Source organism: Bradyrhizobium sp. UFLA06-06 (assembly GCF_054820065.1).
In genome coordinates, this window is the sequence record NZ_JADFUD010000008.1 from 13,044 (window position 1) to 39,883 (window position 26,840).

18 protein-coding genes are annotated in these 26,840 nt (G+C 65.7%); 11 read left to right on the forward strand and 7 right to left on the reverse strand.

Annotation, left to right across the window (positions count from 1 at the left end; genetic code table 11):
* Positions 1 to 73: 73 nt before the first annotated feature.
* Entirely contained in the window at positions 74 to 1,870 is a 1,797-nt protein-coding gene (locus IF803_RS09025) for a peptidoglycan DD-metalloendopeptidase family protein (protein ID WP_461191914.1), read from the forward strand.
* A gap of 49 nt (positions 1,871 to 1,919) precedes the next feature.
* Here IF803_RS09025 and IF803_RS09030 read toward each other — a convergent pair whose 3' ends face one another.
* Positions 1,920 to 3,617, reverse strand: a complete 1,698-nt coding sequence (locus tag IF803_RS09030) for a Na/Pi cotransporter family protein (RefSeq protein ID WP_461191915.1) — start codon at positions 3,615 to 3,617, stop codon at positions 1,920 to 1,922.
* A 338-nt stretch (positions 3,618 to 3,955) separates the two neighbouring features.
* On the opposite strand from IF803_RS09030, the gene IF803_RS09035 reads away from it, so the two are divergent.
* Both IF803_RS09035 and IF803_RS09040 read left to right on the forward strand, forming a co-directional pair.
* Positions 3,956 to 4,201: a PilZ domain-containing protein gene (locus tag IF803_RS09035; RefSeq protein WP_026192789.1), complete on the forward strand. Its 246-nt coding sequence runs from the start codon at positions 3,956 to 3,958 to the stop codon at positions 4,199 to 4,201.
* 140 nt (positions 4,202 to 4,341) lie between these two features.
* Positions 4,342 to 5,166 carry a tetratricopeptide repeat protein gene (locus IF803_RS09040; protein WP_411780475.1) on the forward strand — a complete coding sequence of 275 codons (825 nt, stop codon included), beginning with the start codon at positions 4,342 to 4,344 and terminating at the stop codon, positions 5,164 to 5,166.
* A gap of 19 nt (positions 5,167 to 5,185) precedes the next feature.
* On the opposite strand, the gene IF803_RS09045 is transcribed toward IF803_RS09040, so the two are convergent.
* From IF803_RS09045 to metC, 5 genes are all read right to left on the reverse strand, one after another.
* On the reverse strand, positions 5,186 to 6,454 hold the full coding sequence (locus tag IF803_RS09045; protein ID WP_028339755.1) for an AAA family ATPase: 1,269 nt from the start codon (positions 6,452 to 6,454) through the stop codon (positions 5,186 to 5,188).
* On the reverse strand, positions 6,451 to 7,191 hold the full coding sequence (locus IF803_RS09050; RefSeq protein WP_461191916.1) for a CpaD family pilus assembly protein: 741 nt from the start codon (positions 7,189 to 7,191) through the stop codon (positions 6,451 to 6,453). Before IF803_RS09050 ends, IF803_RS09045 begins: the two co-directional genes overlap by 4 nt.
* A 30-nt stretch (positions 7,192 to 7,221) precedes the next feature.
* Positions 7,222 to 8,670: a type II and III secretion system protein family protein gene (locus tag IF803_RS09055; RefSeq protein ID WP_461191917.1), complete on the reverse strand. Its 1,449-nt coding sequence runs from the start codon at positions 8,668 to 8,670 to the stop codon at positions 7,222 to 7,224.
* Between the two features lie 34 nt (positions 8,671 to 8,704).
* A complete protein-coding gene (gene cpaB, locus IF803_RS09060) occupies positions 8,705 to 9,505 on the reverse strand; it encodes a Flp pilus assembly protein CpaB (protein WP_016842117.1) in 801 nt (266 codons plus the stop codon).
* Between the two features lie 287 nt (positions 9,506 to 9,792).
* A complete protein-coding gene (gene metC / locus IF803_RS09065; RefSeq protein WP_461191918.1) occupies positions 9,793 to 10,989 on the reverse strand; it encodes a cystathionine beta-lyase in 1,197 nt (398 codons plus the stop codon).
* Positions 10,990 to 11,316: 327 nt separating this feature from the next.
* Here metC and IF803_RS09070 point away from each other — a divergent pair, with 327 nt between their 5' ends.
* The 4 genes from IF803_RS09070 to IF803_RS09085 are packed head-to-tail and all read left to right on the forward strand — an operon-like array spanning position 11,317 to position 15,831.
* Positions 11,317 to 12,333, forward strand: coding sequence for an amino acid ABC transporter substrate-binding protein (locus tag IF803_RS09070; protein ID WP_028331912.1), 1,017 nt, complete (start codon positions 11,317 to 11,319; stop codon positions 12,331 to 12,333).
* 23 nt (positions 12,334 to 12,356) lie between these two features.
* Entirely contained in the window at positions 12,357 to 13,562 is a 1,206-nt protein-coding gene (locus IF803_RS09075) for an amino acid ABC transporter permease (protein WP_411780478.1), read from the forward strand.
* The gene (locus IF803_RS09080; RefSeq protein ID WP_461191919.1) at positions 13,559 to 15,079 is read left to right on the forward strand and encodes an amino acid ABC transporter permease; all 1,521 of its coding nucleotides are present in this window, start codon (positions 13,559 to 13,561) and stop codon (positions 15,077 to 15,079) included. Before IF803_RS09075 ends, IF803_RS09080 begins: the two co-directional genes overlap by 4 nt.
* Positions 15,080 to 15,090: 11 nt before the next feature.
* On the forward strand, positions 15,091 to 15,831 hold the full coding sequence (locus IF803_RS09085) for an amino acid ABC transporter ATP-binding protein (protein ID WP_028339762.1): 741 nt from the start codon (positions 15,091 to 15,093) through the stop codon (positions 15,829 to 15,831).
* 146 nt (positions 15,832 to 15,977) lie between these two features.
* Here IF803_RS09085 and IF803_RS09090 read toward each other — a convergent pair whose 3' ends face one another.
* A complete protein-coding gene (locus IF803_RS09090; RefSeq protein WP_253592025.1) occupies positions 15,978 to 17,012 on the reverse strand; it encodes a cysteine synthase A in 1,035 nt (344 codons plus the stop codon).
* 586 nt (positions 17,013 to 17,598) lie between these two features.
* On the opposite strand from IF803_RS09090, the gene IF803_RS09095 reads away from it, so the two are divergent.
* From IF803_RS09095 to IF803_RS09110, 4 genes are read left to right on the forward strand one after another with little or no spacing between them, the layout of a single operon-like run.
* Positions 17,599 to 19,095, forward strand: coding sequence for an efflux transporter outer membrane subunit (locus IF803_RS09095; RefSeq protein ID WP_461191920.1), 1,497 nt, complete (start codon positions 17,599 to 17,601; stop codon positions 19,093 to 19,095).
* On the forward strand, positions 19,085 to 20,545 hold the full coding sequence (locus IF803_RS09100; RefSeq protein ID WP_461191921.1) for an efflux RND transporter periplasmic adaptor subunit: 1,461 nt from the start codon (positions 19,085 to 19,087) through the stop codon (positions 20,543 to 20,545). The genes IF803_RS09095 and IF803_RS09100 overlap by 11 nt, the downstream gene beginning before the upstream one ends.
* A 48-nt stretch (positions 20,546 to 20,593) precedes the next feature.
* Entirely contained in the window at positions 20,594 to 23,722 is a 3,129-nt protein-coding gene (locus IF803_RS09105) for an efflux RND transporter permease subunit (protein WP_429040753.1), read from the forward strand.
* Complete coding sequence (locus tag IF803_RS09110; protein WP_461191922.1) at positions 23,719 to 26,823, forward strand: efflux RND transporter permease subunit; 3,105 nt, start codon at positions 23,719 to 23,721, stop codon at positions 26,821 to 26,823. The genes IF803_RS09105 and IF803_RS09110 overlap by 4 nt, the downstream gene beginning before the upstream one ends.
* Positions 26,824 to 26,840: the final 17 nt, after the last annotated feature.

Sequence of the window (26,840 nt, forward strand, 5' to 3'; positions counted from 1 at the left end):
GCGCATGGCATCTACGACCTGCCGTGGGCGTGGCGGCATCTCGAGACCGTGCCCCAGGGGATGAGGGGCGTTGATGACCAGCCGTGACGAAGCGACGAAAGCGGGTGGTCAATCGGGCGTCCGCGATGTTCCGTCGCTTGGCGAGCCGCCGCTGACCGGCGAGCGCAAGTTGCCTGACCGGCGCGCCGTCAGTTTCCGCTGGATGACGGGGACGATTCTGATCGGATCCGCGGCCGTCGCTCTTCTTGCTGGCGCGCTTCGCGGGGCGTTTGGCGATCACGCGCGATTCGCAAGCGCGCCGGTCGTGTCACTTCCGCGCTTCGCAGGGCAGGTGGTTGACGAGGCGCGGCGCGGCGATCGTCTCGACCGCAGGCTCGGCTCGCAAGGCAGTTCCGCTGCGCTCAAGATTGAGCAGCTGAGCGATGCCGGCGCGGTCCGTCGATTTACCCGCGTGTCAGCGCGGCTCGCGGAGATCGATCTCGAACCACGACAGGAAGCGCGGGGAGACGAAAAGGACGACGCGCGACCGGGCTCGCAACGCGACCTGCTGTCGGAACTGCCAGCCATCATACGGACAGGTCCATCGCGGCGCCCACTGCCGGGCGGCACCAGCGCCTATGCTGACGGTGAGGACGTGCCGCATCCGCCGGCTCCGATAGGTGAGGCTGTCAACGTCACCAACCTTCCGAAGTCTCCTTCGTCGTCGCGTCACCGGCGACATGTCGTTATCGCGAGAAGCGGCGACACGCTGGCCGCCATTCTGCGGGCGCTGACGGCGGCCGCGGAGGACGCGCCGGCGATCCTCGCCGCCTTCCCATCGCCGGGCGCTCGAGAGAGTCTGTCCGGTGGCGACAAAATCACGGTCATCGAACAAGGCGGAGACGCCGGTTCGGCGCACGGCCATGTCGCGAAAGTGTCGATCGAACGGGCCGGCTCCGATGTTTCGGCCGTCGGTCGCACCGATGGCGGCCAATACCAGCCGATCGTGCCGGAACAGCCCGACATCGCCGTGCGGAGCGACAGCCCGCTGCGTGAGTCGATCGATACGCATTCCGTTCCGGGCGAAACGCTGCGTGACGGCCTTGACGCGCTCGCGCGCTCCAACCACGTCGACCAGGGGATCGTTGCTGAACTGATGCGGCTCTGTGGCCGCGATTTCGACCTCGACGAGCCGCTCGGCGACGCCGATGTGGCTGAGATCATCTACGCGCCGAACGACATCGGTCAGCCGGAATTGGTCTTCATCGATTTGACGGCGGGCGGGCAGACCCGCCGGTACTATCGCTTCACGGCGCCGGACGATGGCAGCTCCGATTTCTATGATGAGACCGGCCAGTCCATCACCAAATTCCTGTTGCGCAAGCCGGTCGTGAGCGGGCGGCTCGGCGACGGCTTTGGCTGGCGGATTCATCCGATCCTTGGCGACCGTCGCTTCCATGAGGGCGTCGATTATGCGGCGCCTTATGGGTCGCCCATCGCGGCCGCCGGCGCCGGCGTCGTCGAGACCGAAGGGTACGAACGGGGGTACGGGAGATATATCCGCGTGCGGCACGACCGCGGCTATGAGACGACCTATGCCCACGTCGCGAGCTTCCCGTCCGGGCTGAAGATCGGCGACCGCGTTCGTCAGGGCGAGACGATTGCCTTTGTCGGATCGACCGGGCTCTCGACCGGACCACATCTCTATTACGAGGTGCGGATCAACGGCCGCAACGTCGATCCGCTTCGGATGAAGCTCTCAGGCGGCCGGCTGCTGCAAGGCGACCTGCTTGGGGCCTTCGATCGCCAGCGTGACAGCATCAACCAACTCGCCGCCGTCTCCGCGCTTCCACAGCGGCGTTTCGGCTCCGAACGTCGGCCGCCGACATAGCGAGCGCAGATCGCATCAGGCCGTGGCGCCGTGGCGGGCCTTGCCGGGGTCAGGAGCCCGGAGAGCTCGAAGGCACGGGCGCCGCAACGTCGGTCGTCGCCATCGTGCTCTCGCGATCGGCGGCGGTCTCGCCGGCGGCATCGAGTACGGGATAGGCGACCGAGCAGATGTGCGAATGGATGCGGCGAAGGTCGCGCAGCACGTCGAGATGCAGCGAAGTGGTCTCGATGGTTTCGGGCCGGCCTTCGCGCAGGCGCTCCAGATGACGCTCGACGGCGGCCAATTCGGCCGCGCGCAGCGCCGCCTTCTCGGTGAGCAGCTTGCGCGCCTCGTTGGCGTCGCCCGACATGAACACGCCGAACGCGATCCGCAGCGAGTCGATCGTGCGCTTGTGGAACGCCGACAGTTCCTCGGCGCCTTCGGCGGAGAATTGCAGGCGATGCTTGATCTTCTTGGTCGCGAGCTCGCTCAGGTTCTTGTCGACGATGTCGCCGATATGTTCGAGATTGATCGCGAACGCGACGATCTCCATCGCGCGCTGACCCTCGCGCTCGTCCAGGCTGCCGCGGGTGAGTTTCGTGACGTAAAGCTTGATCGCCTCGTTCAGCCGGTCGACGGTGTTGTCCATCTTCGAGACCTGGTCGACCAGGGCGCGATCGTTGGTCAGCATCGCCGCCATCACCTTGCGCAGCATGGCCTCGGTGTGATCGCCCATATGCAACACCTCGCGCGCCGCATCGGCCAGCGCCAGTGAGGGCGTCTCCAGCGCGCTCTCGTCGAGATAGCGCGGCCGTGATGGATCGGTCTCCTGCGCTCGCTTCGGCAACAGACGCTCGAGCAGCCGCGCCATGTGATCGAGCACGCCGATGAACAGCAGCGCGGTCGCAACGTTGAAGGCGATGTGGAACAGCGCCGTCGCCTTGGCGAGATCGGGCTGCCAGGCGTAGATGATCTCGGTGATCGGGCGCAGGAACGGCGCCACCAGCAGGATGCCGACGACGCGGTTGACGAGGTTGCCGACCGGCAGCCGGTAGCTCGCCGGATTGTCGCGCCGCGCGCCCTCCAGCAACGGATTGATGGCGCTGCCGAGGTTGGCGCCGAGCACTAGCGCAAAAGCGGCATAGGGCGAGATGAACTGGGAAAAGGCCAGCGACATCACCAGCAGCACGCTGGCGACACTGGAATGGACCAGCCAGGTGACGACGGCGCCGATCAGGATGCAGAGCACGGGATCGCCGGTGATCGCGCCCAGAAACACGCGCACGCCCGGGGCATTCTCGGCGGGCGCCATTGTATCGAGCAGGATGTGCAGCGCCAGCAGCATCAGGCCGAGGCCGATCGAGACGCGGCCGAGATCCTTGATCCGGGAGCGCGGTCCGCTGCGGAACGCGACGAGGCCGACAATGAACAGAACCGGCGCGATGGCGGCGACGTTGAACGACAGCACCTGCACGATCAGCGTGGTGCCGATATTGGCGCCGAGCATGATCGCGAGCGCCGGCACCAGGCTGACGATCTCTTCGGCGGCGAAGGAACTGGTGATCAGGGCAGTCGCGGTCGAACTCTGGAGCAGGGCGGTCAGGCCGAGACCGGCGCCAAGGGCGGTAAAGCGGTTGCGCAGCGCCCGGGCGAGCAGCAACCGCAAATCCGGTCCGAAGGCACGCAGAATCCCGCTATGGACCATGTGCAGGCCCCACAGCAGGAGCGCCACGCCCCCCATCAGATCGAGCAGAACAATGCTTCCCATGCTTCCTGGCATCCCGGCGAATTCGAGTCGAAAGGATATAGGTATCGTCTATCGACTGGCGATCAACCCCTTTTTGTTCTCATGCGAGCCCGGGCGGGAGCGACGCACGCAGCTGAGTGGATTGGCCCATCGGGAGAGCGTTATGCGACCTGCAGCGACAATTCTCAACTATTCAATCTTTGATTGAAGCAAGCTTCTGGGGCCCCGACGAGGGCGCCCCGGGTAAACGAATCTCGAACGCGACCGCTCAATTGCGATCGGTTCCGCTAGGCAGTTTCCAATCTTTCCCGGTTATGACGATAGGCCAGGAAGTTGCCCAGAAAGGCTTGGGGATCAGAATGTTTATGAATCGCCGCAAGAGCGAACGCCGCCCGTGCCGGAGCGTCGCCAAAATTCAGCTGGGCACAGGGTCGCTGCCACGCGACTGCATGATCACCGATATTTCGGCCGGCGGCGTCAAGGTGATCGCCGAATATCTGGAGATCCCGCCGGAATTCACCATCATCCTGTCGACCGGCAGTCCGCGTCAGTGCCGGCTGGCCTGGCAAATCGGGCACGAGTTCGGCGCCCAGTTCGTCGACTGAACCAGCGATTTCGCTGCTTTCTCGCCGGGCGTCCGGCACCGGATCTGGGCCGGATGACGGCGACATGATGGCATCCTTAACCGGACCTTAGGGTTAAGCTGTGAGCATCCCGGAACCTTCGCCGTTCCGAGTCTCGCTTTATGTTTGAGAAATTACCCCGACCCTCAGGCCGCGCGCGCCGTCTCGCGGGCACGGTATCTGCCGCGATCCTGCTGATCGGGTTGTCCGCCTGTCAAACCTCCGGCCCGTCTGACATCACCGGCTCATTGGGCGACACGGCGGAGGCCACGCCGGCACCCGCCGATCCGCGGCGCGACATCGCGACCTACCACGAGCGCGTCCGCGCCAACCCGAAAGACACCGACGCTGCGCTGAAATACGCCCGGGCATTGCGCGCCACCGGACAGCGGGCCCAGGCGGTCGCCGTCATGGAGCAGGCGGTGTTGGCGCAGCCCAGCAACAAGGCACTGCTCGCGGGTTACGGACGGGCGCTCGCCGACAACGGCAATTTCCAGCAGGCATTCGACGTGCTCGGGCGCGCGCATACGCCGGAAGATCCGGACTGGCGCATCCTGTCGGCGCAGGGCGCCGTGCTCGATCAGCTCGATCGCCACGACGAGGCGCGGCAGTACTATGCGAGTGCGCTGAAGATCGTGCCTGACGATCCGTCAGTGCTCTCCAATATCGGGTTGTCCTATTTGCTGTCGAAGGACCTGCCGAAGGCCGAGGAGACGCTGCGCCGTGCCCGGGAGCGCGCCCCCGGCGACATGCGGGTGCGGACCAATCTCGCCGTCGTGGTTGGCTTGCAGGGCCGCCAGTCCGAGGCGGAAACCATCATGAAGGCCGATCTGACGCCGGAGCAGGGCTCAGCCAACGTCGCCGCGCTGAAACGGCTGTTGGCGCGCAGGGATGCGAGCCGCACCGACGCCGAGAAGATCCCGGTCGCGGCCAGTCGCCGCGACTAGGACGGTTTCAAGCGGGACGCTAGCCGGCGGCCCGGCGCCCGTCGTTTCGGCGCGACTGCAGCTTCTTGAGGATCGGCGACAGGAACGACTCGCGGGCTTCGGCGAGATCGGGGCGGCCGGTGAGGCGCTGCGCGATCTGCAGGAAAGTCCTTGTGGTGCGGTGACGCGCGGAGACTTCCGCGATCATCTGGCCGTTGTTGGCGGCTTCACCGAACAGCCTGCAGTCGAACGGGATCGCCGCGATGGGCTGGCTCTCGATCGTCTTGGCGAAATCCTTGACCTCGATCTCGGGGCGCTTGGACATGCCGACCTGGTTCAGGCAGTAGAGCGGCGGGCGGTCGTTCGGACGCGCGGTCCTCAACAGGTTCATCATGTTCTTGGTGTTGCGCATGTTGGCGAGGTCGGGCTCTGCAACGATCAGGATATCGTCGGCACCGACCAGCACGCGTTTGGTCCAGGCGGTCCATTGATGCGGCACGTCGAGCACGATGCAGGACGTCGTCATGCGCATCGTATCGAAGATGGCATCGAACGCTTCGGCGCCGAAATCGTAGACCTGGTCGAGGGTGGCCGGCGCCGCCAGCAAGCTGAGATGATCGCCGCACTTTGCGAGCAGGCGTTCCATGAACGCGGAGTCCGGACGTTCGGGCGAGAACACGGCGTTGGCGATGCCCTGCACCGGGTCCTGATTGTAGTCCAGGCCGGCGGTACCGAAGGCGAGGTCGAGATCGACGACCACCGAGTCCAGCCCAAGGTCGCGCGCGATGGTCCAGGCGACATTGTGGGCAACGGTCGAAGCGCCGACGCCGCCCTTGGCGCCCGCGACCGCGATCAGGCGGCCGACCGAGACCGCTTCGGAGGCCGAGAACAGGCTGCAGATCGAGCGCACGATGTCGAGCACCTTGACCGGCCCGATGACGTAGTCGTTGACGCCGCGCCGGACCAATTCGCGATACGGCGCAGTCTCGCCGGGCATGCCGAGCACCACGACGCGGGTGCCGGGATCGCAGACCGTGGCGAGCTCGTCGAGACCGGCGAGGAAATCATGATCCGGCTCGGTCTCCAGCATGATGACGTTGGGCGTCGGCGCCTTGTGGTAGGCGTCGATCGCCGCGGCGATGCCGCCCATATGGACCGAGAGATGAGCCTTGGCGAGCCGGCGGTCGTCGGCAGCCGCGCGTGCGTTCGCGGCGGTCGCGACGCTGGCGCAGAACGCCTGCACGGAAATCCGCGGCGCCGGCGCGATGTAATCGTTGGCGTGCTGCGGCTCGTCTTGCTGTTCGGTCATTTCGCGGCGTCGCTCAGCTTGGCTTTCTCGGTTTCGGGGTAGGCGGTCGCGGTCGACTCACCCTTGCGGTATTTATCGAATGCGATCGTACGGCGCGGCGTATAGGCTGCGGTCTCGGTTCGCGGCTGTTCGAGGTCGGACGGATTGGCGACCATCGCGGCAAGGTTACGCTGCGTGGCGCAGCCGAAATTGTCGTACTGTTTGTTCTCGTTGTAGCTCGGATTGTAGATCGAGGGACCGAGGTCGCTCGGCCACACTCCGCAGGGACCGGCGACGGCGGCCATCTTCGGATAGCTCAGCCGAATGGTCGGAAGCGCACGCGGATCATCGAGATGATAGGAGCGCCTGGTGATGGCATGGGCGGGCACGCCCATCGACGCCAGCAGGCCGCGGATCTCCTGATACACCGCCTGTGCCGAGCGCGCGTTCGAGCTGTCGGCCGGCACGTCGATCGCAATCGCGCCGGTGCCTTCGCGGCGCCAGGTGCGCGCCAGCCCCATGACGTCGTCGCGCTGGGTTTCGGTGAGGTTGCCGCGGGCGCGGCCGACGAAGACGACGATCGATTGCTCGCCTTCGGTGACGGCGATCGGATGCCGCTGCCGATAGTCGTCGGGCACCGTGCCGGTGACGACATCGCTCGTCAGATTGCAGCCGCCGAGCGCGATCGCGCTGACGACGAGGGCGCCGAACAGCGACAGCGTCCTGGCACGACCGGCTTGTTTGTTGCGTGTCATCATAGGATCCCCCAACCCCTTCAGGTCCGCGCCTCAGTCGATGATGAAGCCGAAATTGACCGGCGTGGCGCCGATCGGCTCGCTGCGGGCGGCAACGCCGTAGATGCGATTGACGCGCGCCAGCAGCGCCGACTGCGCGTCGGAAGCCGGGGCAAATCCGTCGTCGGGACGAGACAGCTCCTTCTGCGCAACGGCGCGCACCACGTAGGGCGTCACGATGACCATGAGCTCGGTCTCGTTGTTGACGAAGTCCTGGCTCCTGAAGAGCTGGCCGAGGATCGGGATCTGATCGACGCCGGGCATGCCGTTGATGGCCTGCTTGGTCTGCTCCTGGATCAAACCGGCCATCGCGATCGAGCCGCCGGAGGGCACCTCCAGCGTGGTGTCGGCGCGGCGGGTCTTGATCGAGGGAATGGTCGTGCCGTTCTGACCGCCGGTCAGGGCGTTCTCCATCGAGACTTCGGAGACCTCGGTCATCACCTTCAGGCTGATCCGTCCCTCGGTCAGCACCACCGGAGTGAAGTTGAGCGAGATGCCGAACTTCTTGAAGCTGACGGTCTGGACGCAATTGCCGATCGTGCCCGACGTCGTCGTCTGGCAGGTGACGCCGGTCGGAATCGGAAACTCGCCGCCCGAAATGAAGGTCGCCGACTCGCCCGAGATCGCGGTGAGGTTGGGTTCGGCCAGCGTCTTGACGACGCCCGCGCTCTCCATCGCGCGCAGCGTCGCGGTGACGGTCGGCACGCCGAGCTTGTTCAGGGCTGCGCCCGTCAGCCCGTTGCTGGGGGCGAGCGCACCGTTATTGGCGGTAAAGGCGTTGGCGTCGTTGAAGACCACCGCGGCGGTGCCGTAGTTCATGTTGGCGCTGAGGTCGACGCCGAGCTGCTTGACGACGTCCCGGCGGACTTCAGCAACGGTGACTTTCAGCATCACCTGGTCGCGGCCGCGGACCACGATGGAGTTGACGACCTTGTCGGCGCTGCCGACCAGTTTGGCGGCGATGTCGCCGGCCTGCTGGGCCTCGACCGGGCTTGCCACCGTGCCGGTCAGGACGACGCTGTCGCCGACGCCCTCGATCTGGACGCCGGGCAGCATCTGCTTCAGCGCGGCGCGCATGCCGTTGAGGTCGCGCTTGATGGCGATGTCGTAGGAGGCGACCTGGTTGCCGTCGGCGTCGAAGAACACCACGTTGGTCTGGCCGACCGCCGCGCCGATGATATAGGCGCGCTGCGCCGAGCGGATCACGGCGTTGGCGATCTTGGGATCGGCGACCAGAACGTCCTTGGCCTCGCGCGGCAGATCGACCACGACCGACTTGCCAACGCCGAGCGAGACGGAGCGCGTCTTGGCGGCGATGCTGCTCGTCACCGCGACATCCGCGTTCTTGTCGGGATCGGTCGCGCTGGCAAGGGCAGGGATCAGCATCAGCGCAGTGATCGCCGAGAATGACAGCGCGCGGACCAGCGTGGTCGACGTCGCCATTTGTTTCGTACCCGTCGTCATATCGAAGCCCCCATCACTTCTGTGTCGTCAGAGAGCTCGGGATGCCGAAGCGCACCACCTTGATGCTCTCGCCCCGCTTCGGGGCATGGTCTCTGGTCTCGTCGGTCTGTTCGTTGACGTCGGCGATGCTGCGCAGAGCCAGCGCCAGCGTGCCGCTCTGCCGGGCGCGCGCCAGCGTCTCGGCCTGTTCGGGCTTGAGCTCGAGGGTTACGGTCTTGCCGACAAGGGAGTTGTTGCCGTCCTTCTCCTTCGGCGCCTGGTCGATCGCCAGCACGCGGACGTTGGACAGCAGGATTTCAGTGGTGACGATATCGCGGCCGCCTTGCTGGTCGGGATTCTTGTCGCGTCGCGACAGGATCACATCGACGCGGTCGTTCGGCAGAATGAAGCCGCCGGCGCCGGTCTCCGGCGAGATTTCGGTGGAGATCGCGCGCATACCGGAGGGCAGGATCGCGGCCATGAAGCCGCTTCCATTGGCCTTGACCAGCTTTTGCTCGCGGATCGGTTCGCCGACGATGAAGGGCGCGCGTGCGATCGAACCGATGACGTCGTTCATGGCATTGGCGTTGGCGTCGTGGCGGATGAACGCGCTGCTTGCAGTTTCAGCCGGCCAGCGCTGCCACTGGATGTCTTCGGCCTTGACCGATTGACCGAGCCCGATGTCGGACTTTGCGACCAGCACTTCGACGGTCGGCAGTTGCGCGACGGGCGGCGCGACCGGCGCCGGTTTGCGATCGCCAACGCTCGCGAGATACATGGCCGCGAGGCCTGCGACGCCGGCGATGCCGAGGACCACGATGCGTGCCGTTTTCATGCGATTGTCTGAATGCCCTTCACACCGGGCAGTCGCGACCTTGCGGCACTGACAGCCCTTCCCGAGGCATCACTACGGCCGCAAAAGTATAAGGGAACTTGATGGAAGGTCCGGACAATTAAGGGATTGGTGGGGATGGTGAACGGCGAGTTATCGGCGCCGTCGCATCTCCGCAGAATCCCGGAGATCGCGCTCGCGCAACGTGTGCGATGTGGGAGTCGCAACGCGGCGTCACAGCCGGTCGGTCGTGGTTAATGTCGCCTGATGCGCAATCCCGCGCGCACGGATCAGAGCGCGGCTTTCAACGCGGCAAAGCCGCGATCGAGATCGGCCTTGAGGTCATCGAGGTTCTCGAGCCCGATATGCAGCCGCAGCGTCGGGCCGCCCGGCGACCATTTGGTCGCGGTGCGATAGTCGCTGCAGTCGAACGGGATGGCGAGGCTTTCGAAGCCGCCCCAGGAAAAGCCCATACCGAACAGCGTGAGCGCGTTCAGCATTGCATCGACCGCGGTCTGCGGCACCGGCTTCAGCACGATGCTGAACAGCCCGGAGGCGCCGGTGAAGTCGCGTTTCCAGATCGCGTGCCCGGGATCGGTGTCGAGGGCAGGGTGCAGCACGCGATCGACCTCGGGCCGCGCGCCGAGCCAGCGCGCGATCTCGAGCCCGGAGCGGTGGTGCTGCGCAAGCCGCACCGATAGCGTGCGAACTCCGCGCAGCGCGAGATAGACGTCGTCGGGGCCGGCGCAGACGCCGAGCAGGCGGATCGCCTCCTGGATCAGCGGCCAGGCTTTCGCATTGGCTGCGACGGTGCCGAACATGATATCGGAGTGGCCACCGACATATTTGGTGCCGGCCTGCATGCTGATGTCGACGCCCTGTTCGAGCGAGCGGTGATAGAGCGGCGTCGCCCAGGTGTTGTCGTCGATCATGAGCGCGCCGCGGGCGTGCGCCACGGCCGATATCGCCCGCACGTCGGGCATCTCGAACGTCTGCGAGCCGGGCGCCTCGATCAGCACCGCGCGGGTATTCGGCTTGAACAGCGTCTCGATGCCGGCGCCGATCAGCGGGTCGAAATAGCTGGTCTCGATGCCGTAGCGATTGAGCATGTTGTCGCAGAAATTACGGGTCGGCCGATAGGCATTGTCGCACACCAGGAGGTGATCGCCGGTTTTGAGCACGGCGAGCAGCGTGGTGCTGATCGCCGCCAGTCCCGACGGGGCAAGGCCGACGCCGGCGCATTGCGGGCCTTCCAGCGCCATCAGCACGTCCTGCAGCGCCCGCGTGGTCGGGCTGCCATGGCGGCCATAGGTAAATTCGGCGCGATGGGCGTGGAGGTCCTCCGCGGTCGGATAGAGCACGGTCGAGCCGTGAAACACCGGCGGATTGACAAAGCCCTTCTGGGCCTTGGTGTCGCGGCCGGCCGTGACCAGACGGGTCGCGGCCTGTTGCGGGTGGGAGGGCGTGGAGCCGTCGGAGGAGGTCATGGAGCGCTGCCGTTAGACTTTAGACTTTTTGCCGCAGCCCTACCGCGTCGGAAGACAGGGCTGGGCCGGGAGGTGTTACTAACAAGAGGTAGAAGACATGCGTCAACCCCTTGACCCGGCTCGTCAGTCGCTATGTGATGCGCCGCAACTACCAGTCGCCGCACGTTGAGGGGCCTGCCGCGACCTACGATCCGTTGCCTGACCGGTTTGCAGGTCAAACTGCCGGTCAAGTCGGCATTTTTGCTGCAAGGGATCATTGGGATGGCCCGTGAACGCGAGGCGATCACAAAGTAACCGTCCACCGGACGACCCTGAAAGGCCCCGCCCATGAAACGCGTATCCCTGGCTGTCACCCTTGCCGCTGCCGCCGCTCTGTCGGTCCAGGCCGCCTCGGCGCAAACCCTCAAGACGGTCAAGGACCGAGGCCAGCTGTCCTGCGGCGTCAGCGGCGGCCTGCCGGGCTTCTCGTCGCCTGACGACAAGGGGAACTGGACCGGCATCGACGTCGACATCTGCCGTGGCATCGCCGCGGCGATCTTCGACGATCCGTCCAAGGTCAAGTTCGTGCCGCTGTCGGCCAAGGACCGCTTCACCGCGCTGCAGTCGGGCGAGATCGACGTGCTGTCGCGCAACACCACCTGGACGCTGTCGCGCGATACCTCGCTCGGCGCCAACTTCACCGGCGTGACCTATTATGACGGGCAGGGCTTTCTGGTGAAGAAGTCGCTGAAAGTGAACTCGGCGCTGGAGCTGAACAGCGCGTCGGTCTGCGTGCAGACCGGCACCACGACCGAGCAGAACCTCGCCGACTACTTCAAGGGCAACAACATGAAGTACGAGGTGATCGCGTTCGCCGGCGCCGACGAGACCGTGAAGGCCTACGAGACCGGCCGCTGCGACGTGTTCACCTCCGACGTGTCCCAACTGTATGCGCAGCGGCTGAAGCTCGCCAACCCGGCCGACCACGTCGTGCTGCCCGAGATCATCTCCAAGGAGCCGCTGGGCCCGATGGTTCGCCATGGCGACGACCAGTGGTTCGACATCGTGAAGTGGGCGCTGTTCGCCCAGATCAATGCCGAGGAACTCGGTGTCACCCAGAAGAACGTCGACGAGATGGCCAAGTCGGACAAGCCCGACCTCAAGCGCGCCTTCGGCACCGACGGCAATCTCGGTGAGCAGCTCGGCCTGACCAAGGACTGGTTCTCCCGCATCATCAAGGCCGTCGGCAATTACGGCGAGATGTACGATCGCAACGTCGGCGCCGGATCGAAGCTGCAGATCGCACGCGGGCTCAATAATCTCTGGAACAAGGGCGGCATCCAGTACGCGCCTCCGATCCGCTGATCGGCGACGAGGCGGCTGCGGCGATGACGACCGAGCCCCGAAAACCACCGCCGCAGTTCATCTTCCGCCTGAAGCGCGCGCTCGGCGGCCAGTCCGGCTGGACTGGCCTTGCCGTGCAGATCGTGTTCGCGGCGGTGTTGGCCTGGGTCGCCTATGAGATCGTGGCCAATGCCCGTGCCAACCTGGAGACGCAGCGCATTGCATCCGGGTTCGGGTTTCTCAAGAACAATGCGGGCTTTGATGTCAGCCTGAACCTGATCCCGTATTCGGGGTCGGACACCTATACGCGGGTGTTCTTCGTCGGCCTGTTCAACACGCTGCTGGTTGCGGGCATTGGCATCGTCTTCGCCACCATCATCGGCTTCATCATTGCGCTGTGCCGGCTGTCGCCGAACTGGCTGCTGGCGCGGCTCGGCGAGATCTATGTCGAGATCGTCCGCAATCTGCCGCTGCTGTTCCAGCTGTTGTTCTGGTACCTTGCGGTGCTGGCGGCGCTGCCGGGGCCGCGCCAGAGCATCTCGCTGTTCAACGCCTTCTTCCTCTCCAATCGCGGGCTGGTGATCCCGCGGCCGATCGGCGAGGCCGGGCTTGATCCGTTTCTGATCGCGCTTGCGATCGCCATCGCAGGCGCGCTGGCGCTGCGCGGCTACGCAAGGCGGGCGCTGTTTCAACGCGGGCAGGCGATCCGGATCTGGCCCTATGTGCTCGGCCTGCTGGTCGGATTGCCGCTGGTGACGGTGCTGGTGTTCGGGCTGCCGGTGACCTTCGAGTTGCCGCAACTCAAGGGCTTCAACTTCGCCGGCGGCGCGCGGGTCATTCCGGAGCTGGTTGCGCTGGTGGTTGCGCTGTCGACCTATACGGCGGCCTTCATCGCCGAGATCGTCCGCGCCGGCATTCTGTCGGTCCATAAGGGACAGATGGAAGCCGGCTCGTCGCTCGGCCTGTCGCGCGGCACCACCTTGCGGCTGATCGTCGTGCCGCAGGCGATGCGCGTCATCGTTCCGCCGCTGACCAACCAGTATCTCAACCTGACCAAGAATTCGTCGCTGGCGGTCGCGATCGGCTATCCCGACCTGGTCTCGGTGTTTGCCGGCACGACCCTGAGCCAGACCGGCCAGGCGATCGAGATCATCGCCATCACCATGGGCGTGTACCTGCTGATCTCGCTGGTCACCAGCGCGGTCATGAGCGTCTATGGCTGGCGCATCAACCGGAGCCTTGGGGCATGACGGACGTCACCGCGTCATCCTTTGTCCGGCAGGACCTGGTGCCCGAGCGCCGGGCGCCGGTGAGGACCACCGGTCTCGTCGGTTTCATCCGCACGCGGCTCTTGAATTCGCCGACCAACATCCTGCTGACGATCCTGGCGCTGGGGCTGCTCTGGTACACGATCGTTCCCGCGTTCAAGTTCCTGCTGGTCGATGCGGTCTGGAGCGGCAAGGACCGCAATGCGTGCCTTGCCGAGACCGCCGGCCGTCAGGTCGGCGCCTGCTGGCCCTATATCCAGGCCAAGCTCACCCAGCTGATCTATGGCTTCTACCCGGAAGCCGAACGCTGGCGCGTCAACCTGACCTTCGTCCTCGCGGCTGTTCTGTTGCTGCCACTCCTTATTCCGCGCCTGCCGGCGAAGGGCTTGAATGCGAGCCTGTTCTTCTTCGCCTTTCCGGCGGTCGCATTCTTCCTGCTGCGCGGCGGCGGGCTGACCGGTTTCGGCGTGAGCTGGGTCGCGAGCCTGTTGCAGCTGTTCGACGACAGCATCGGCAATGCCGGGCAGGTACTGGTCAATCTCAGCCAGAATTCGGCGATCGGACCGCCGCTGTGGGCCGTCGGCAAGATCATCGTGCTTGTCGGCAGCCTGATCGGCTGGCTGATCTTCCCGATGACCTGGCTGCGCGAGCAGCTTCAGATGTCGAGCCAGCCGCTCTGGTTCGACTTCCTGCTGACCACTGGTATCGTCTCGCTGATCCTGTTTTTCCTCGGCGGCGGCATGCGAACCGGACAACGGGCGCTGCTCGGGAGCCTCGCGAGCTTTGCCGGCATCGCGATCGTGATCAAGCTGATGGGGCTCGACCGCGGCGGACTGCCCATCGTCGACACCAGGCTGTGGGGCGGCCTTTTGGTAACGCTGGTGGTGTCGGTCACCGGCATCGTCACCTCGATGCCGATCGGGATCGCGCTGGCGCTGGGCCGCCGCTCGACCATTCCGCTGATCCGGATCTTCTCGATCGCCTTCATCGAGTTCTGGCGCGGCGTGCCGCTGATCACGGTGCTGTTCTTCGCAACCTACATGCTGCCGCTGTTCCTGCCGGGCAATTTCAACGTCGACGGGCTGGTCCGCGCGCTGATCGGCATCGCGCTGTTTGCCGGCGCCTACCAGGCCGAGGTGGTGCGCGGCGGCCTTGCCGCGATCCCGCGCGGGCAGGGCGAGGCGGCGAGCGCGCTCGGCCTGTCCTGGTGGAAGACCACGTCGCTGATCGTGATGCCGCAGGCGTTGCGCCACGTCATTCCGGGGCTCGTCAACAGCTTCATCGCGCTGTTCAAGGACACCTCGCTGGTTTCGATCGTCGCGTTGTTCGACCTTTTGGGGTCGTTGCATGCGACGTTCTCCGATCCGACCTGGTCGACGCCGACCACGGCCTTTACCGGCTTCGCTTTCGCTGGAATGATCTACTTCGTGTTCTGCTTTGGAATGTCGCGCTACTCGCTGTTCGTCGAAAACAGGCTCAACGCTCACCGCCGCCACTGAACAAGGTCACCATGTCCACAACCCCGATCGTCAACATTTCCGCTCTCAACAAATGGTACGGCGACTTCCACGTGCTGCGCGACATCAACCTGGAGGTCGGCAAGGGCGAGCGCATCGTGATCTGCGGCCCGTCCGGTTCGGGCAAGTCGACCCTGATCCGCTGCATCAACGCGCTGGAAGAGTTCCAGGAGGGCGAGATCGTGGTCGACGGCATCGACCTCGGCCCGAACCTGCGCCGTGTCGACGAAGTCCGCCGCGAGGTCGGCATGGTGTTCCAGAGCTTCAACCTGTTCCCGCATCTCACCGTGCTCGACAATTGCACGCTGGCGCCGATCTGGGTGCGCAACATCCCGAAGAAGGATGCCGAGGCCGCCGCGATGAAGTTCCTCGAGCGGGTCAAGATCCCGCATCAGGCCAATAAGTTTCCCGGCCAGATGTCGGGCGGTCAGCAGCAACGCGTTGCGATCGCCCGCGCGCTGACGATGAACCCGAAGGTGATGCTGTTCGACGAGCCGACCTCGGCGCTCGACCCGGAGATGGTCAAGGAAGTGCTCGACACCATGGTCGATCTTGCCAAGGAGGGCATGACCATGCTGGTCGTCACCCATGAAATGGGCTTTGCCCGCGAGGTCGCCAACCGCGTCGTCTTCATGGACGCGGGCCAGATCATCGAATCGAACACGCCGCAGGAATTCTTCGCCAACCCGCAGCACGCGCGGTCGAAGCTGTTCCTAAGCCAGATTCTCCGGTGATTTCCGCCGTCATTGCGAGCCACCCGGTCGGCGCAAAGCGCCGCCGGATGACAGGCTCCGCGAAGCGATCCAATCTTCCGCATCGGAAGCATGGATTGCTTCGTCGCAATAGCTCCTCGCAATGACGTCTGCGGGGACGCGGTTGGTTACACCAGCGGCAGCTCGATCTTGCTGCGCTTTTCCAGCCATTCCGGGACCGGCAAATTCTTCGAGCGCATGAAGGCCGGGTTGAACAGCTTGGACTGATAGCGGTTGCCGGAGTCGCAGAGGATGGTGACGATGGTCTTGCCGGGGCCGAGCTGCTTGGCGAGCTGGATCGCGCCCGCGATGTTGACGCCGGTCGAGCCGCCGAGGCACAGGCCTTCGTGCTCCAAAAGCTCATAGATGATGGTCACGGCTTCCTCGTCGGAGATCAGGAACGCGGTGTCGACCTTCGCCGTCTCGACCACAGGCGTGACGCGTCCGAGCCCGATGCCTTCCGTGATCGAGTCGCCCGGCGTCGATTTGACCTGCCCATTCTTGAACAGTTCGTACATTCCGAAGCCGTGCGGATCGGCGCAGGCGGTGACGATGGCCGGGTTCTTTTCCTTCAGGTAGCGGCTGACGCCGGCGAGCGTGCCGCCGGTGCCGACCGAGCAGATGAAGCCGTCGACCTTGCCGTCGGTCTGCTGCCAGATTTCCGGTCCGGTCGAGTCGTAATGCGCCTTGGGATTGTCGAGGTTGTTCCACTGGTCGGCGAACAGCACGCCGTTCGGTTCGGTCTTGCGCAGCTGCTCGGCAAGACGCTTGCCGAGATGCTGATAGTTGTTCGGATTGGCGAAGGGCAGCGCCGGCGCCTCGACGAGTTCGGCGCCGCACAGCCGCAGCATGTCCTTCTTTTCCTGGCTCTGCGTCTCCGGAATGACGATCAGGGTGCGATAGCCGCGCGCACTCGCCACGACAGCAAGCCCGATCCCGGTATTGCCCGCGGTCGACTCGACCACGAGGCCGCCGGGCTTCAGCGTGCCGCGCCTCTCGGCCTCCAGGATCATCCATTTGCCGGCACGATCCTTCACCGACTGGCCCGGGTTCATGAATTCGGCCTTGCCGAGAATGGTGCAGCCGGTCAGTTCGGACGCGCGTTTCAGCTTGATGAGCGGGGTGTTGCCGATCGCTTCGATGACGTCTTTGTTGAATATCATGTCGGGGAATTTCTTTGCCGGTCTGTGTCTTGCTTGGCGAACCTAGTGTGCTGATCGAAAAAGGGAAGGGCTTTTGCACTGCGGCAAGAGACGGCTTCAACACGCTTGACCTCACAGGCGCGAATGTTGCGGACTTGGGGAGAACGCCGTTTTTCGGCGGTCGGGTCGGCCAGCAGAATCATCCTGTGGTCCGCGGTTTTGCATGAGTTGCGCGCTCCAGGCCGATCGAGACCTGACGGCGCGGTGCGCGGTGGCGCGACTTTGGCGCCGCGCCGGCACATCTTGCGGATTCAATGCAACAGGAGCCGAGAAATCTCCATGAAATCTTTGTAAGAATCGTGACTTCCGGCACGGGCCGAAATGCGCGGAAATGCCGTAAAAAATAGGGAAAAGTCGGCATTCACGGTAGCCACGAATCGCTTGCGATGCGACGCCACGCAATCGTGACGGGGCTGTCCGCCCCATTGTCCCAAGGGTAGGATGGGACAGGCAGGTTCCATTGGAAGCATACCCCCGTGAACGTCACCCAGACCATCGCTGAACGCGTCATTCGTGCGCCGCGGGCGAGGTCTGGCTTCGGCGGAGAATGGGTGTGACCCAGCCCGTACCCGTGATGGTGCCTGGAGGCCGGTTCGGCCTCGCCGTCCGCGCGCGCCGGCTCGCGGGACGCTCGCTTGTTGCGCTCGGCGTGGTTGCCGGCTCCGCCGGCTGCATTCTGACCCAGGACATCCCTGATCCGGCGCTCGACGTGCCGCAGGGCTACAGGGCCGCGCGTCTCGGCCGGCCGGGCGACGCGCTTCCGACGCTCGATTGGTGGCGGGGCTTCCGCTCCAAGGAGCTAACGCAGCTGATGGAGGAGGCGCAGACCGTCAACCTCGACATTGCCGCTGCGGTTGCGCGCTTCCGCCAGGCCGACGCGCTGGCGCGGCAGGCCGGCGCGGCGCTGCTGCCGACCCTCAACCTCAACGGATCGGAAACCTACTCGCGCACCTCCGGCTCCAGCGCCAGCGGCCTCACCAATGGCGGGCGCGAGGTGGTGAACTACAGCGCCTCGCTCAGCGCCAGCTATCAGCTCGACTTCTGGGGCCAGAACCGCGACGCCGCGCAGGCGGCGGAGGAGACCGCCGTTGCCAACCGGTTCGACCGCGAGGTGGTGGCGCTGACCACGCTGGCGAGCGTCGCTAATGCTTATTTCACGGTGCTCGCGACGCAGGACCGGCTGCGCACCGCGCAGGGCAACATCGCCAGCGCCGAGCGCATCCTCAATGCGATCAAGGAACGCTTCAAGGCCGGCACCGGCTCCGATCTCGACGTCGCGCAGCAGGAGAGCGTGCTCGCCAACCAGCGCGCGCTGGTGCCGCCGCTGCGGCAGACGCTCGCCCAGAATATCAACGCGCTCGCGGTGCTGGTGTCGCGCCCGCCGGAAAGCGTGCGCGTCTCCGGCGGCTCCCTCAACGCCGTTGCGATCCCGCGCGTCACGCCGGGCCTGCCGTCTGAATTGCTGACCCAGCGTCCTGACATCCGCCGGCAGGAGGCGCAGCTTGCATCCGCCACCGCCAATGTCGGCAGCGCGCGGGCGCAGTTCTTCCCGAGCATCCAGCTGACCGGGACGGGTGGCTACCAGAGCCAGGCGCTGGTCTCGCTGTTCCAGCCGCATGCCGCCTTCTTCAACCTGATCGGCAGCATGACCCAGCCGATCTTCGACGGCGGCCGGATCCTCGGCAATTTCGAATACACCAAGGCCAAGCAGGACGAGTTGCTGCAGACCTACCGCAAGACGGTGGTGCAGTCGTTCACCGACGTCGACAATGCGCTGGTCGCGATCCGCGAGACGACGCGGCGGCTGCAGTTGCAGCGCGACGTGCTGTCGTCGTCGCGGCGGGCCTTCGACCTCGCCGAGCAGCAGCTCAAGGCCGGCACCGCCGATATCGTAACTGTGCTAAACACGCAGCTGACCCTGTTCCAGGCGGAAGATGCCTATTCGCAGGCCCAACTGGCCCGGCTATTGGCGATCGTGAGCCTATATCAGGCATTAGGGGGCGGCTGGGAACCGAAGATGGAAAGACCGGTCGATGCTCTTTAAGCCCGACTCGACGGACGACGAGAAACGCACGGCGCCGCGCAAGCGGAGCCTTCTCTCGCGCCTGCTTGGGCGCATGGTGTCCTTGGTCATCACGCTCGTGATCCTGGGCGGCCTCGGCTATCTCGGCTGGCTCGCCTTCCAGCCCAAGCAAAACGGTGGCGGCGGGCGCGGTGCAAACGGGCGGCCCGATCTGCCGGTGCCGGTGCTTGCAGCCACCCCGCATGTGCAGGACGTGCCGGTCTATCTCGACGGCGTCGGCTCAGTGAGGGCGTTGAACACGGTTACCGTGCGTTCCCAGGTCGACGGCAAGCTGATCGCGGTGAACTTCGTCGAGGGGCAGGACGTCAAGAAGGGTGACGTGCTCGGCGAGATCGATCCCGCGATCTATCAGGCGCAGTACGATCAGGCGGTCGCCACGAAAGCCAAGGACGAGGCGCTGCTCGCCAACCAGAAGATCGACCTCGCCCGCTATGAGCAGCTCGCCGCCAGCAATGCGGGCTCCAAGCAGCAGGCCGATACACAACGCGCGCTGGTGGCGCAGCAGCAGGCCATCATCAAGGCCGATCAGGCCCAGATCGACAACATGCGAGCCACGCTGGGCTACACCAAGATCGTGGCGCCGATCTCCGGGCGCGCCGGCTTGCGCCAGGTCGACCAGGGCAACATCATCCACGCCTCCGACACCACCGGGCTCGTGATCCTGACCCAGCTGCAGCCGATCGCCGTGTGGTTCAGCCTGCCGCAACAGCAGATCATGCGGGTGAACGCAGCGGCGGCGAAGGGCCAGCTCGCGGTCGACGTGTTCGGCAATGACGGCGTCACCGTGATCGATACCGGCAAGCTGACCGGCATCGACAACCAGGTCGATCCGACCACCGGCACGCTGAAGCTGAAGGCCGAATTCCCCAATGCCAGCTACCAGCTCTGGCCCGGCCAGTTCGTCAATGTGCGGCTCAAGGTCGAGACCCTGCCGCAGGCGATCGTGGTGCCGACCTCGGCGGTGCAGCGCGGTCCGGCCGGCACCTTCAGCTACGTGATCGGCGAGGGCGACATCGTCACCGCCAAGCCGGTCACGGTCACCCAGCAGAACGAGCATGAGGCCGTCATCGCCAGCGGCCTGACCACGTCGGACCGTGTCGTGACGACCGGCTTTGCCAATCTCGCCGATGGCGCGAAGGTCGTGGTCGGCAAGGACGACGGGCCGCCGGCCGCCGATCTCGCGCCGCGCAAGCGCAGCCGCAATCCCGACGGCAAGCGCGGCGCTGGTCAAGGCGAAGGGCAAGGGAAGGATCAAGGCAAGGACGGTAAGAAAGACTGGCAGGGCAAGGACGGCGAGCATCGCGGCCGGCACGAGCATAGCGAAGGCGATCAGAAGGGGCAGACCGGACCGGCGCCCGCGCCGGCGGCAGGGGGCGAACAGTCGGGCGGCGCGCCGAAGGCGCAGCCATGACCGGCATCCTGACCTCGTAATGTCCGACCCAACAGCGAGCACGCAGCCATGAGCGTCTCCGAACCGTTCATCCGCCGGCCGATCGCCACCTCGCTGCTCGGCATCGCCCTGATGATCGGCGGTGCGCTTGGCTATTGGGCGCTGCCGGTCTCCGCGCTGCCGCAGGTCGACTTCCCGACCGTGCAGGTGACGACGCAACTGCCCGGCGCCAGCCCCGACGTGGTGGCTTCGCTGATCACGGCGCCGCTGGAGCGGCAGCTCGGGCAGATCCCGTCGCTGTCGTCGATGAACTCGACCAGCTCGTTCGGCGTCAGCCAGATCTCGCTGCAGTTCGATCTCAACCGCGACATCGACGGCGCCACGCAGGATGTGCAGGCCGCGATCAACGCCGCCGCCGGCATCTTGCCGAAGACGCTGCCGTATCCGCCGGTCTACGCCAAGGTGAACCCGGCGGACGCGCCGGTGATGACGCTGGCGCTGACCTCGGACACGATCTCGCTGCGGGCGATGAGCGATCTCGCCGATACCATCCTGGGCCAACGGTTGAGCCAGATTTCCGGCGTCGGCCGGGTCTCGATCCTCGGCGGTCTCAAGCCGGCGGTGCGCGTGCAGGCCGATCTGGCCCGGCTTGCGGCCTATGGCATCGCGATGGAGGATTTGCGTAACGCGATCGCCGGCGCCAACGTGTCGGGGCCGAAGGGTTCGCTCGACGGCGCCCAGCAATCCTACACCATCGCCGCCAACGACCAGATCGCCGCCGCCGACGCCTACCGGCCGATCATCATCGCCTATCGCAACGGCTCGCCGGTCACGATCGGCGACGTCGCCCAGATCGTCGACGGGCTGGAGAACGACCGCACCGGCGGCTGGTACCAGGGCACGCCGGCCGTCATCATCGACATCCAGCGCCAGCCGGGCGCCAATGTCATCGACGTCGTCAAGCAGATCCGCGGCGAAATCCCGCGGCTGCAGCGGGCGGTCCCGGCCGGCGTCAAGCTGACCATCGTCTCCGACCGCACCGTGACGATCCGCGCCTCGGTGCGCGACGTCCAGTTCACGCTGATCCTGAGCGTCGTGCTGGTGACACTGGTGGTGCTCCTGTTCCTGCGGTCGCTGCGGGCGACCCTGATTGCCGGCGTCGCGCTGCCGCTGTCGCTGATCACGAGCTTCGGCATCATGTATTTCGCGGGCTTCAGCCTCGACAATCTGTCGCTGATGGCGCTGACCATCGGAACCGGGTTTGTGGTCGACGACGCCATCGTCATGATCGAGAACATCGTCCGCCACATGGAAGGCGGCGAGACGGTGATGGAGGCCTCGCTGAAGGGTGCCAGCGAGATCGGCTTCACCGTGATCTCGCTGACGGTGTCGCTGATCGCGGTGTTCATCCCGCTGCTGTTCATGTCCGGCCTGGTCGGCCGCATGTTCCGCGAGTTCGCGCTCACCTTGACGATCGCGGTGGTGACCTCGGCGATCGTTTCGCTGACGCTGACGCCGATGATGTGCTCGCGACTGCTCAAGAACATCCATGAGGAGATGGCGGTCCCGGGCCTGGCCGCGGTCAGCCGTTTCATCGACCGCATGGTGGAGTTCTACCATCGGACGCTGCTCTGGGTGCTGCGGCGCCAGCGCGCGACGCTGCTGGTGACGTTCGCGACCATCGCGTTGACGCTGATCATGTATGTGCTGGCGCCGAAGGGTTTTCTGCCGCTGCAGGACACCTCCTCGATCACGGCGGTGACCGAGGCCGGTCCCGACGTCTCGTTCGCCGAGATGCAGCGGCGGCAGAGCGCGGTCTCCGATATCATCAAGGCCGATCCTGATGTGGTTGGCGTGGTCTCGGTGATCGGTTCGGGCTCGGTCAATCCGACCACCAATGTCGGCCGTCTGGTGATGACGCTGAAGCCGCTCGACGAGCGGCGCGAGGGCGTCGTCAAGGTGATCGAGCGCCTCAAGCAGAAGGTCGCGACGGTGCCCGGCATGACGGTCTACTTCCAGCCGGTGCAGGACGTGCAGATCTCGACCCAGTCGAGCCGCTCGCAATACCAGTACACGCTGACCGCGACCGATGCCGCCGAGGTCTCGCAATGGGCGCAAAAGCTCGTCGCCGAGATGCGGCGTGATCCGATCTTCCGCGATGTCTCCTCGGAGGCGCAGGAGGGCGGCTTGCGCGCGGCGCTCGACGTCAACCGCCAGCGTGCCGGCCAGCTCGGCGTCAGTCTGCAGGGCGTCACCGACACGCTGAACGATGCCTTCGCGCAGCGGCAGATCTCGACGATCTACGGCCAGGCCAACCAGTACCGCGTCGTGCTCGAAGCGCTGCCGATGTATCAGCGAGACCCGTCGATCCTCGACAAGCTCTATCTGCCCGGCGCCAACGGCGCGCAGGTGCCGCTGTCGGCGGTGGCGACGCTGGTCCGGACCACGGCGCCGCTCGCGATCTCGCACCAGGCGCAATTCCCGTCGGTCTCGCTCAGCTTCAACCTGGCGCCGGGCGAGGCGCTGGGCGACGCGGTCGCGGCCGTGAAGGCGATCGAGAGCAGGATCGGGATGCCCGGCAGCATCGTCGGGATCTATTCCGGCGACGCCGCCGAATTCGCGCGCTCGCTCGCCGGGCAGCCCTGGCTGATCCTGGCGGCGATCATCACGATCTACATCGTGCTCGGCGTGCTCTATGAGAGCTATATCCATCCGATCACCATCCTCTCGACGCTGCCCTCGGCCGGCGTCGGCGCCATCCTCGCCCTGATGCTGTGCGGGCAGGACCTCTCGGTGATCGGCCTGATCGGCATCATCCTGTTGATGGGCATCGTCAAGAAGAACGCGATCATGATGATCGACTTCGCGCTGGAGGCCGAGCGTCACCAGGGCATGTCGTCCTATGATGCCATCGTGCAGGCCTGCCTGCTGCGCTTCCGCCCGATCATGATGACGACGCTGGCGGCGCTGTTCGGCGCGCTGCCGCTCGCGATCGAGAGCGGCACCGGCGCCGAACTGCGCTTCCCGCTCGGCATTTCGATCATCGGCGGTCTGCTGCTGAGCCAGCTGCTGACGCTCTACACCACGCCGGTGATCTACCTGGCGCTCGACCGGCTCAACCGCCGGATCGAGCGGGCCGTGCCGGAGCCGGGTCCCAGCGGCCCGCCGATCGCGGGCGCCACCGAGGGCATGCAGTGATCTCGATCTCGGAGCCCTTCATCCGCAGGCCGGTGGGCACCACACTGCTTGCGATCGGGCTGTTCCTGGTCGGGATCGTCGCCTACCAGTTCCTGCCGGTGTCGTCGGTCCCGAATGTCGATTTCCCGACCATCCGGGTGTCGGCGTCCAGGCCGGGGGCCGATCCCTCGGTGATGGCCGCGACCGTCGCCGCGCCGCTGGAGCGCAAGCTCGGCACCATTTCTGGCGTCGACCAGATCACCTCGACGAGCTCGCTCGGCACCACCAGCATCCAGGTGCAGTTCTCGATCGGCCGCAACATCGACCGCGCCGCGCGCGACGTGCAGGCCGCGATCAACGCCTCGCTCGCCGACCTGCCGAGCGACCTGCCGTCGCTGCCCAGGTTCCGCAAGGCCAACCCGGCCGCGTCGCCGGTATTCGTGCTGGCGCTGACCTCGAAGACGATCCCGACCAGCGCGATGTACGACGTCGCCGACACGGTGCTGGCGCAGCGCATCTCGCAGGTGCCGGGGGTCGGCGAGGTCACCGTCAGCGGCGCCGACCAGCCGGCGGTGCGCATCGCGCTCAACCCGGTGTCGCTGGCGAATGCCGGGATCGCGACCGACGACGTCCGGCTCGCGATCATCAACGCCAACCCGCTGGGGCCGGTCGGCATCTTCAATGGCGGCCGGCTGAGCGAGACGCTCTCGATCAACAAGCAGATGCGCACCGCGGCCGAGTTCCGCGACATCGTCATCAAGAGCTCGAACGGCAATTTCGTCCGCCTCGCCGACGTCGCCGAGGTCGAGGATTCCGTGCGCAATTCGCGCTCGATCGCCTGGTTCAACAAGCAGCCGGCAGTGCTGATCCAGATCACCAAGCAGGGCGACGCCAACGTCATCGACACCGTCGACGGCGTTCGCAGGTTGCTGCCGGAGCTGAGGAAATGGATTCCGGCGGGCGTCGAGATCTCGACCCTGGTCGACCGCACCGGAACGATCCGCGCCAGCGTCGAGGACATGCAGTTCACGCTGCTGGCGACCGCCGTGCTTGTGATGATTGTGGTGTTCGTGTTCCTGCGCCGGGTGGTGCCGACGATCGCCGCCGGCGTCTCGGTGCCGCTGGCGCTGGCCGGCACCTGCGCCGGGATGTGGCTCGCCGGCTTCTCGATCGACAATCTGTCGCTGATGGCGCTGGCGATCTCCGTCGGCTTCGTGGTCGACGACGCCATCGTGATGATCGAGAACATGTATCGCAATCTCGAGCAGGGCATGGCGCCATATCCGGCCGCCGTCGAAGGCGCCAAGCAGATCGGCTTCACGGTGCTGTCGATCTCGCTGTCGCTGATCGCGGCCTTCACGCCGCTGATCTTCATGGATGGCATCGTCGGGCGGCTGCTGCGCGAATTCTCGCTGACGCTGGTGTTCGCCATCGCGGTCTCGACCGTGGTGTCGCTGACCATCACGCCGATGATCTGCGCGCATTACATCAGGGAGGCGACCTCGGATCACGCCACCTGGTACGATCGCGTCATCGAGGGTACGCTGTCCCGTGTCGTGGCGTTCTACGCATCGACGCTGCGGATCGTGCTCGGCTATCCCTTCCTGACCCTGGTGGTGTTCTTCGCCACCGTCGCGCTGACGGTGACGCTCTACATCAAGACGCCGAAGGGCTATTTTCCGACCGACGACAGCGGCTTCGTGATCGGCTCGACGCGGGCGTCGGCGGATATCTCGTTCCAGGCGATGCTTCAGCTGCAGCAGCGGCTCGCCGACATCGTGATGGCCGATCCCGCGGTCGCCGGCATCGGTTCGTCGGTCGGCTCCGGCGGCGGCCCGGGCGGCGCCACCTCCAACCGCGGCACCATGTTCATCAGCCTGAAGCCGCCGGAGCAGCGGGGCGGCCTGTCGACCGCGCAGGTGATCGACAGGCTGCGCCGCAACCTGTTCATGGTGCCGGGCATCCGCCTGTTCATGTTCGCCGCCCAGGACATCCGCACCGGCGGCCGGCAGAGCGATTCCGACTACCAGTACACGCTCGCCTCGACCGACCTCGAGCTGTTGCAGAAATGGGCGCCGATCGTGGCCAAGCGCATGGAGACGGTGGAGGGCATCACGGACGTCTCCTCCGACCGCGATCCCGGCGGCCTGCAGCTCAACCTCGTGATCGACCGCAAGACCGCCTCCAGCCTCGGCGTCCGCGTGCAGGACATCGACAACGCGCTCAACAACGCCTTCTCGCAGCGGCAGATCTCGTACATCTACACCCAGCGCAACCAGTACGTGGTGGTGCTCGAGACCGATCCGAAGTTCCAGAGCGATCCGTCGAACCTCGAGCGCATCTACGTTGCCGGCGCCAACGACGTGCAGGTGCCGCTGTCGGCGCTGGTGCATTACCAGCGAGGCCTGTCGGCGCTCGCCGTCTATCACTCCGGCGGCTTCCCCTCGACCACGGTCTCGTTCAACCTGCTGCCGGACGTGCCGCTGGAGGTCGCAACGACGAACATCCAGCAGGCGGTCGACGAGCTGCACATGCCCGAGGGCATCCGCGGCAGCTTCGACGGCAATGCCGGCGATTTCAACAAGACCAGCGGGCGGCAGCCGCTGCTGATCCTCGGCGCGCTGGTCGCGATGTATATCGTGCTCGGCGTGCTCTATGAGAGCCTGGCGCATCCGATCACGATCATCTCGACACTGCCGTCGGCCGGCCTCGGCGCCTTGCTGGCCTTGCAGGTGACCAACACGCCGCTGACGGTGATCGCCTTCGTCGGCATCATCCTCTTGATCGGCATCGTCAAGAAGAACGGCATCATGATGGTCGACTTCGCGCTCGAGGCCGAGCGGCATCAGGGCCTGTCGTCGCGGGACGCGATCTTCGAGGCCTGCCGCGCGCGCTTCCGTCCCATCCTGATGACGACGATGGCCGCGCTGTTCGCCGGCATTCCGCTGGTCATTGCGACCGGCCCCGGCACCGAGCTGCGCCGGCCGCTCGGCATCACCATCATCGGCGGCCTGTTCGTGTCGCAGATCCTGACGCTCTACACGACGCCGGTGATCTATCTGCTGATCGACCGGCTGCGCCAGCGCCGCGAGCCGTCAGGCGTGCACGCACCCGCGGAATAGTTTGAATTGCACGATTG

Bases quoted from the DNA above. Each gene is read 5' to 3' on its own strand.
- IF803_RS09090 (WP_253592025.1), bottom strand. From the start codon at position 17,012: ATGATATTCAACAAAGACGTCATCGAAGCGATCGGCAACACCCCGCTC.
- IF803_RS09050 (WP_461191916.1), bottom strand. From the start codon at position 7,191: ATGATGACACGCAACAAACAAGCCGGTCGTGCCAGGACGCTGTCGCTG.
- cpaB (WP_016842117.1), bottom strand. From the start codon at position 9,505: ATGAAAACGGCACGCATCGTGGTCCTCGGCATCGCCGGCGTCGCAGGC.
- IF803_RS09070 (WP_028331912.1), top strand. From the start codon at position 11,317: ATGAAACGCGTATCCCTGGCTGTCACCCTTGCCGCTGCCGCCGCTCTG.
- IF803_RS09085 (WP_028339762.1), top strand. From the start codon at position 15,091: ATGTCCACAACCCCGATCGTCAACATTTCCGCTCTCAACAAATGGTAC.
- IF803_RS09055 (WP_461191917.1), bottom strand. From the start codon at position 8,670: ATGGCGACGTCGACCACGCTGGTCCGCGCGCTGTCATTCTCGGCGATC.
- IF803_RS09100 (WP_461191921.1), top strand. From the start codon at position 19,085: ATGCTCTTTAAGCCCGACTCGACGGACGACGAGAAACGCACGGCGCCG.
- IF803_RS09080 (WP_461191919.1), top strand. From the start codon at position 13,559: ATGACGGACGTCACCGCGTCATCCTTTGTCCGGCAGGACCTGGTGCCC.
- IF803_RS09030 (WP_461191915.1), bottom strand. From the start codon at position 3,617: ATGGGAAGCATTGTTCTGCTCGATCTGATGGGGGGCGTGGCGCTCCTG.
- IF803_RS09075 (WP_411780478.1), top strand. From the start codon at position 12,357: ATGACGACCGAGCCCCGAAAACCACCGCCGCAGTTCATCTTCCGCCTG.
- IF803_RS09045 (WP_028339755.1), bottom strand. From the start codon at position 6,454: ATGACCGAACAGCAAGACGAGCCGCAGCACGCCAACGATTACATCGCG.
- IF803_RS09105 (WP_429040753.1), top strand. From the start codon at position 20,594: ATGAGCGTCTCCGAACCGTTCATCCGCCGGCCGATCGCCACCTCGCTG.
- IF803_RS09025 (WP_461191914.1), top strand. From the start codon at position 74: ATGACCAGCCGTGACGAAGCGACGAAAGCGGGTGGTCAATCGGGCGTC.
- IF803_RS09095 (WP_461191920.1), top strand. From the start codon at position 17,599: ATGGGTGTGACCCAGCCCGTACCCGTGATGGTGCCTGGAGGCCGGTTC.
- metC (WP_461191918.1), bottom strand. From the start codon at position 10,989: ATGACCTCCTCCGACGGCTCCACGCCCTCCCACCCGCAACAGGCCGCG.
- IF803_RS09035 (WP_026192789.1), top strand. From the start codon at position 3,956: ATGTTTATGAATCGCCGCAAGAGCGAACGCCGCCCGTGCCGGAGCGTC.
- IF803_RS09040 (WP_411780475.1), top strand. From the start codon at position 4,342: ATGTTTGAGAAATTACCCCGACCCTCAGGCCGCGCGCGCCGTCTCGCG.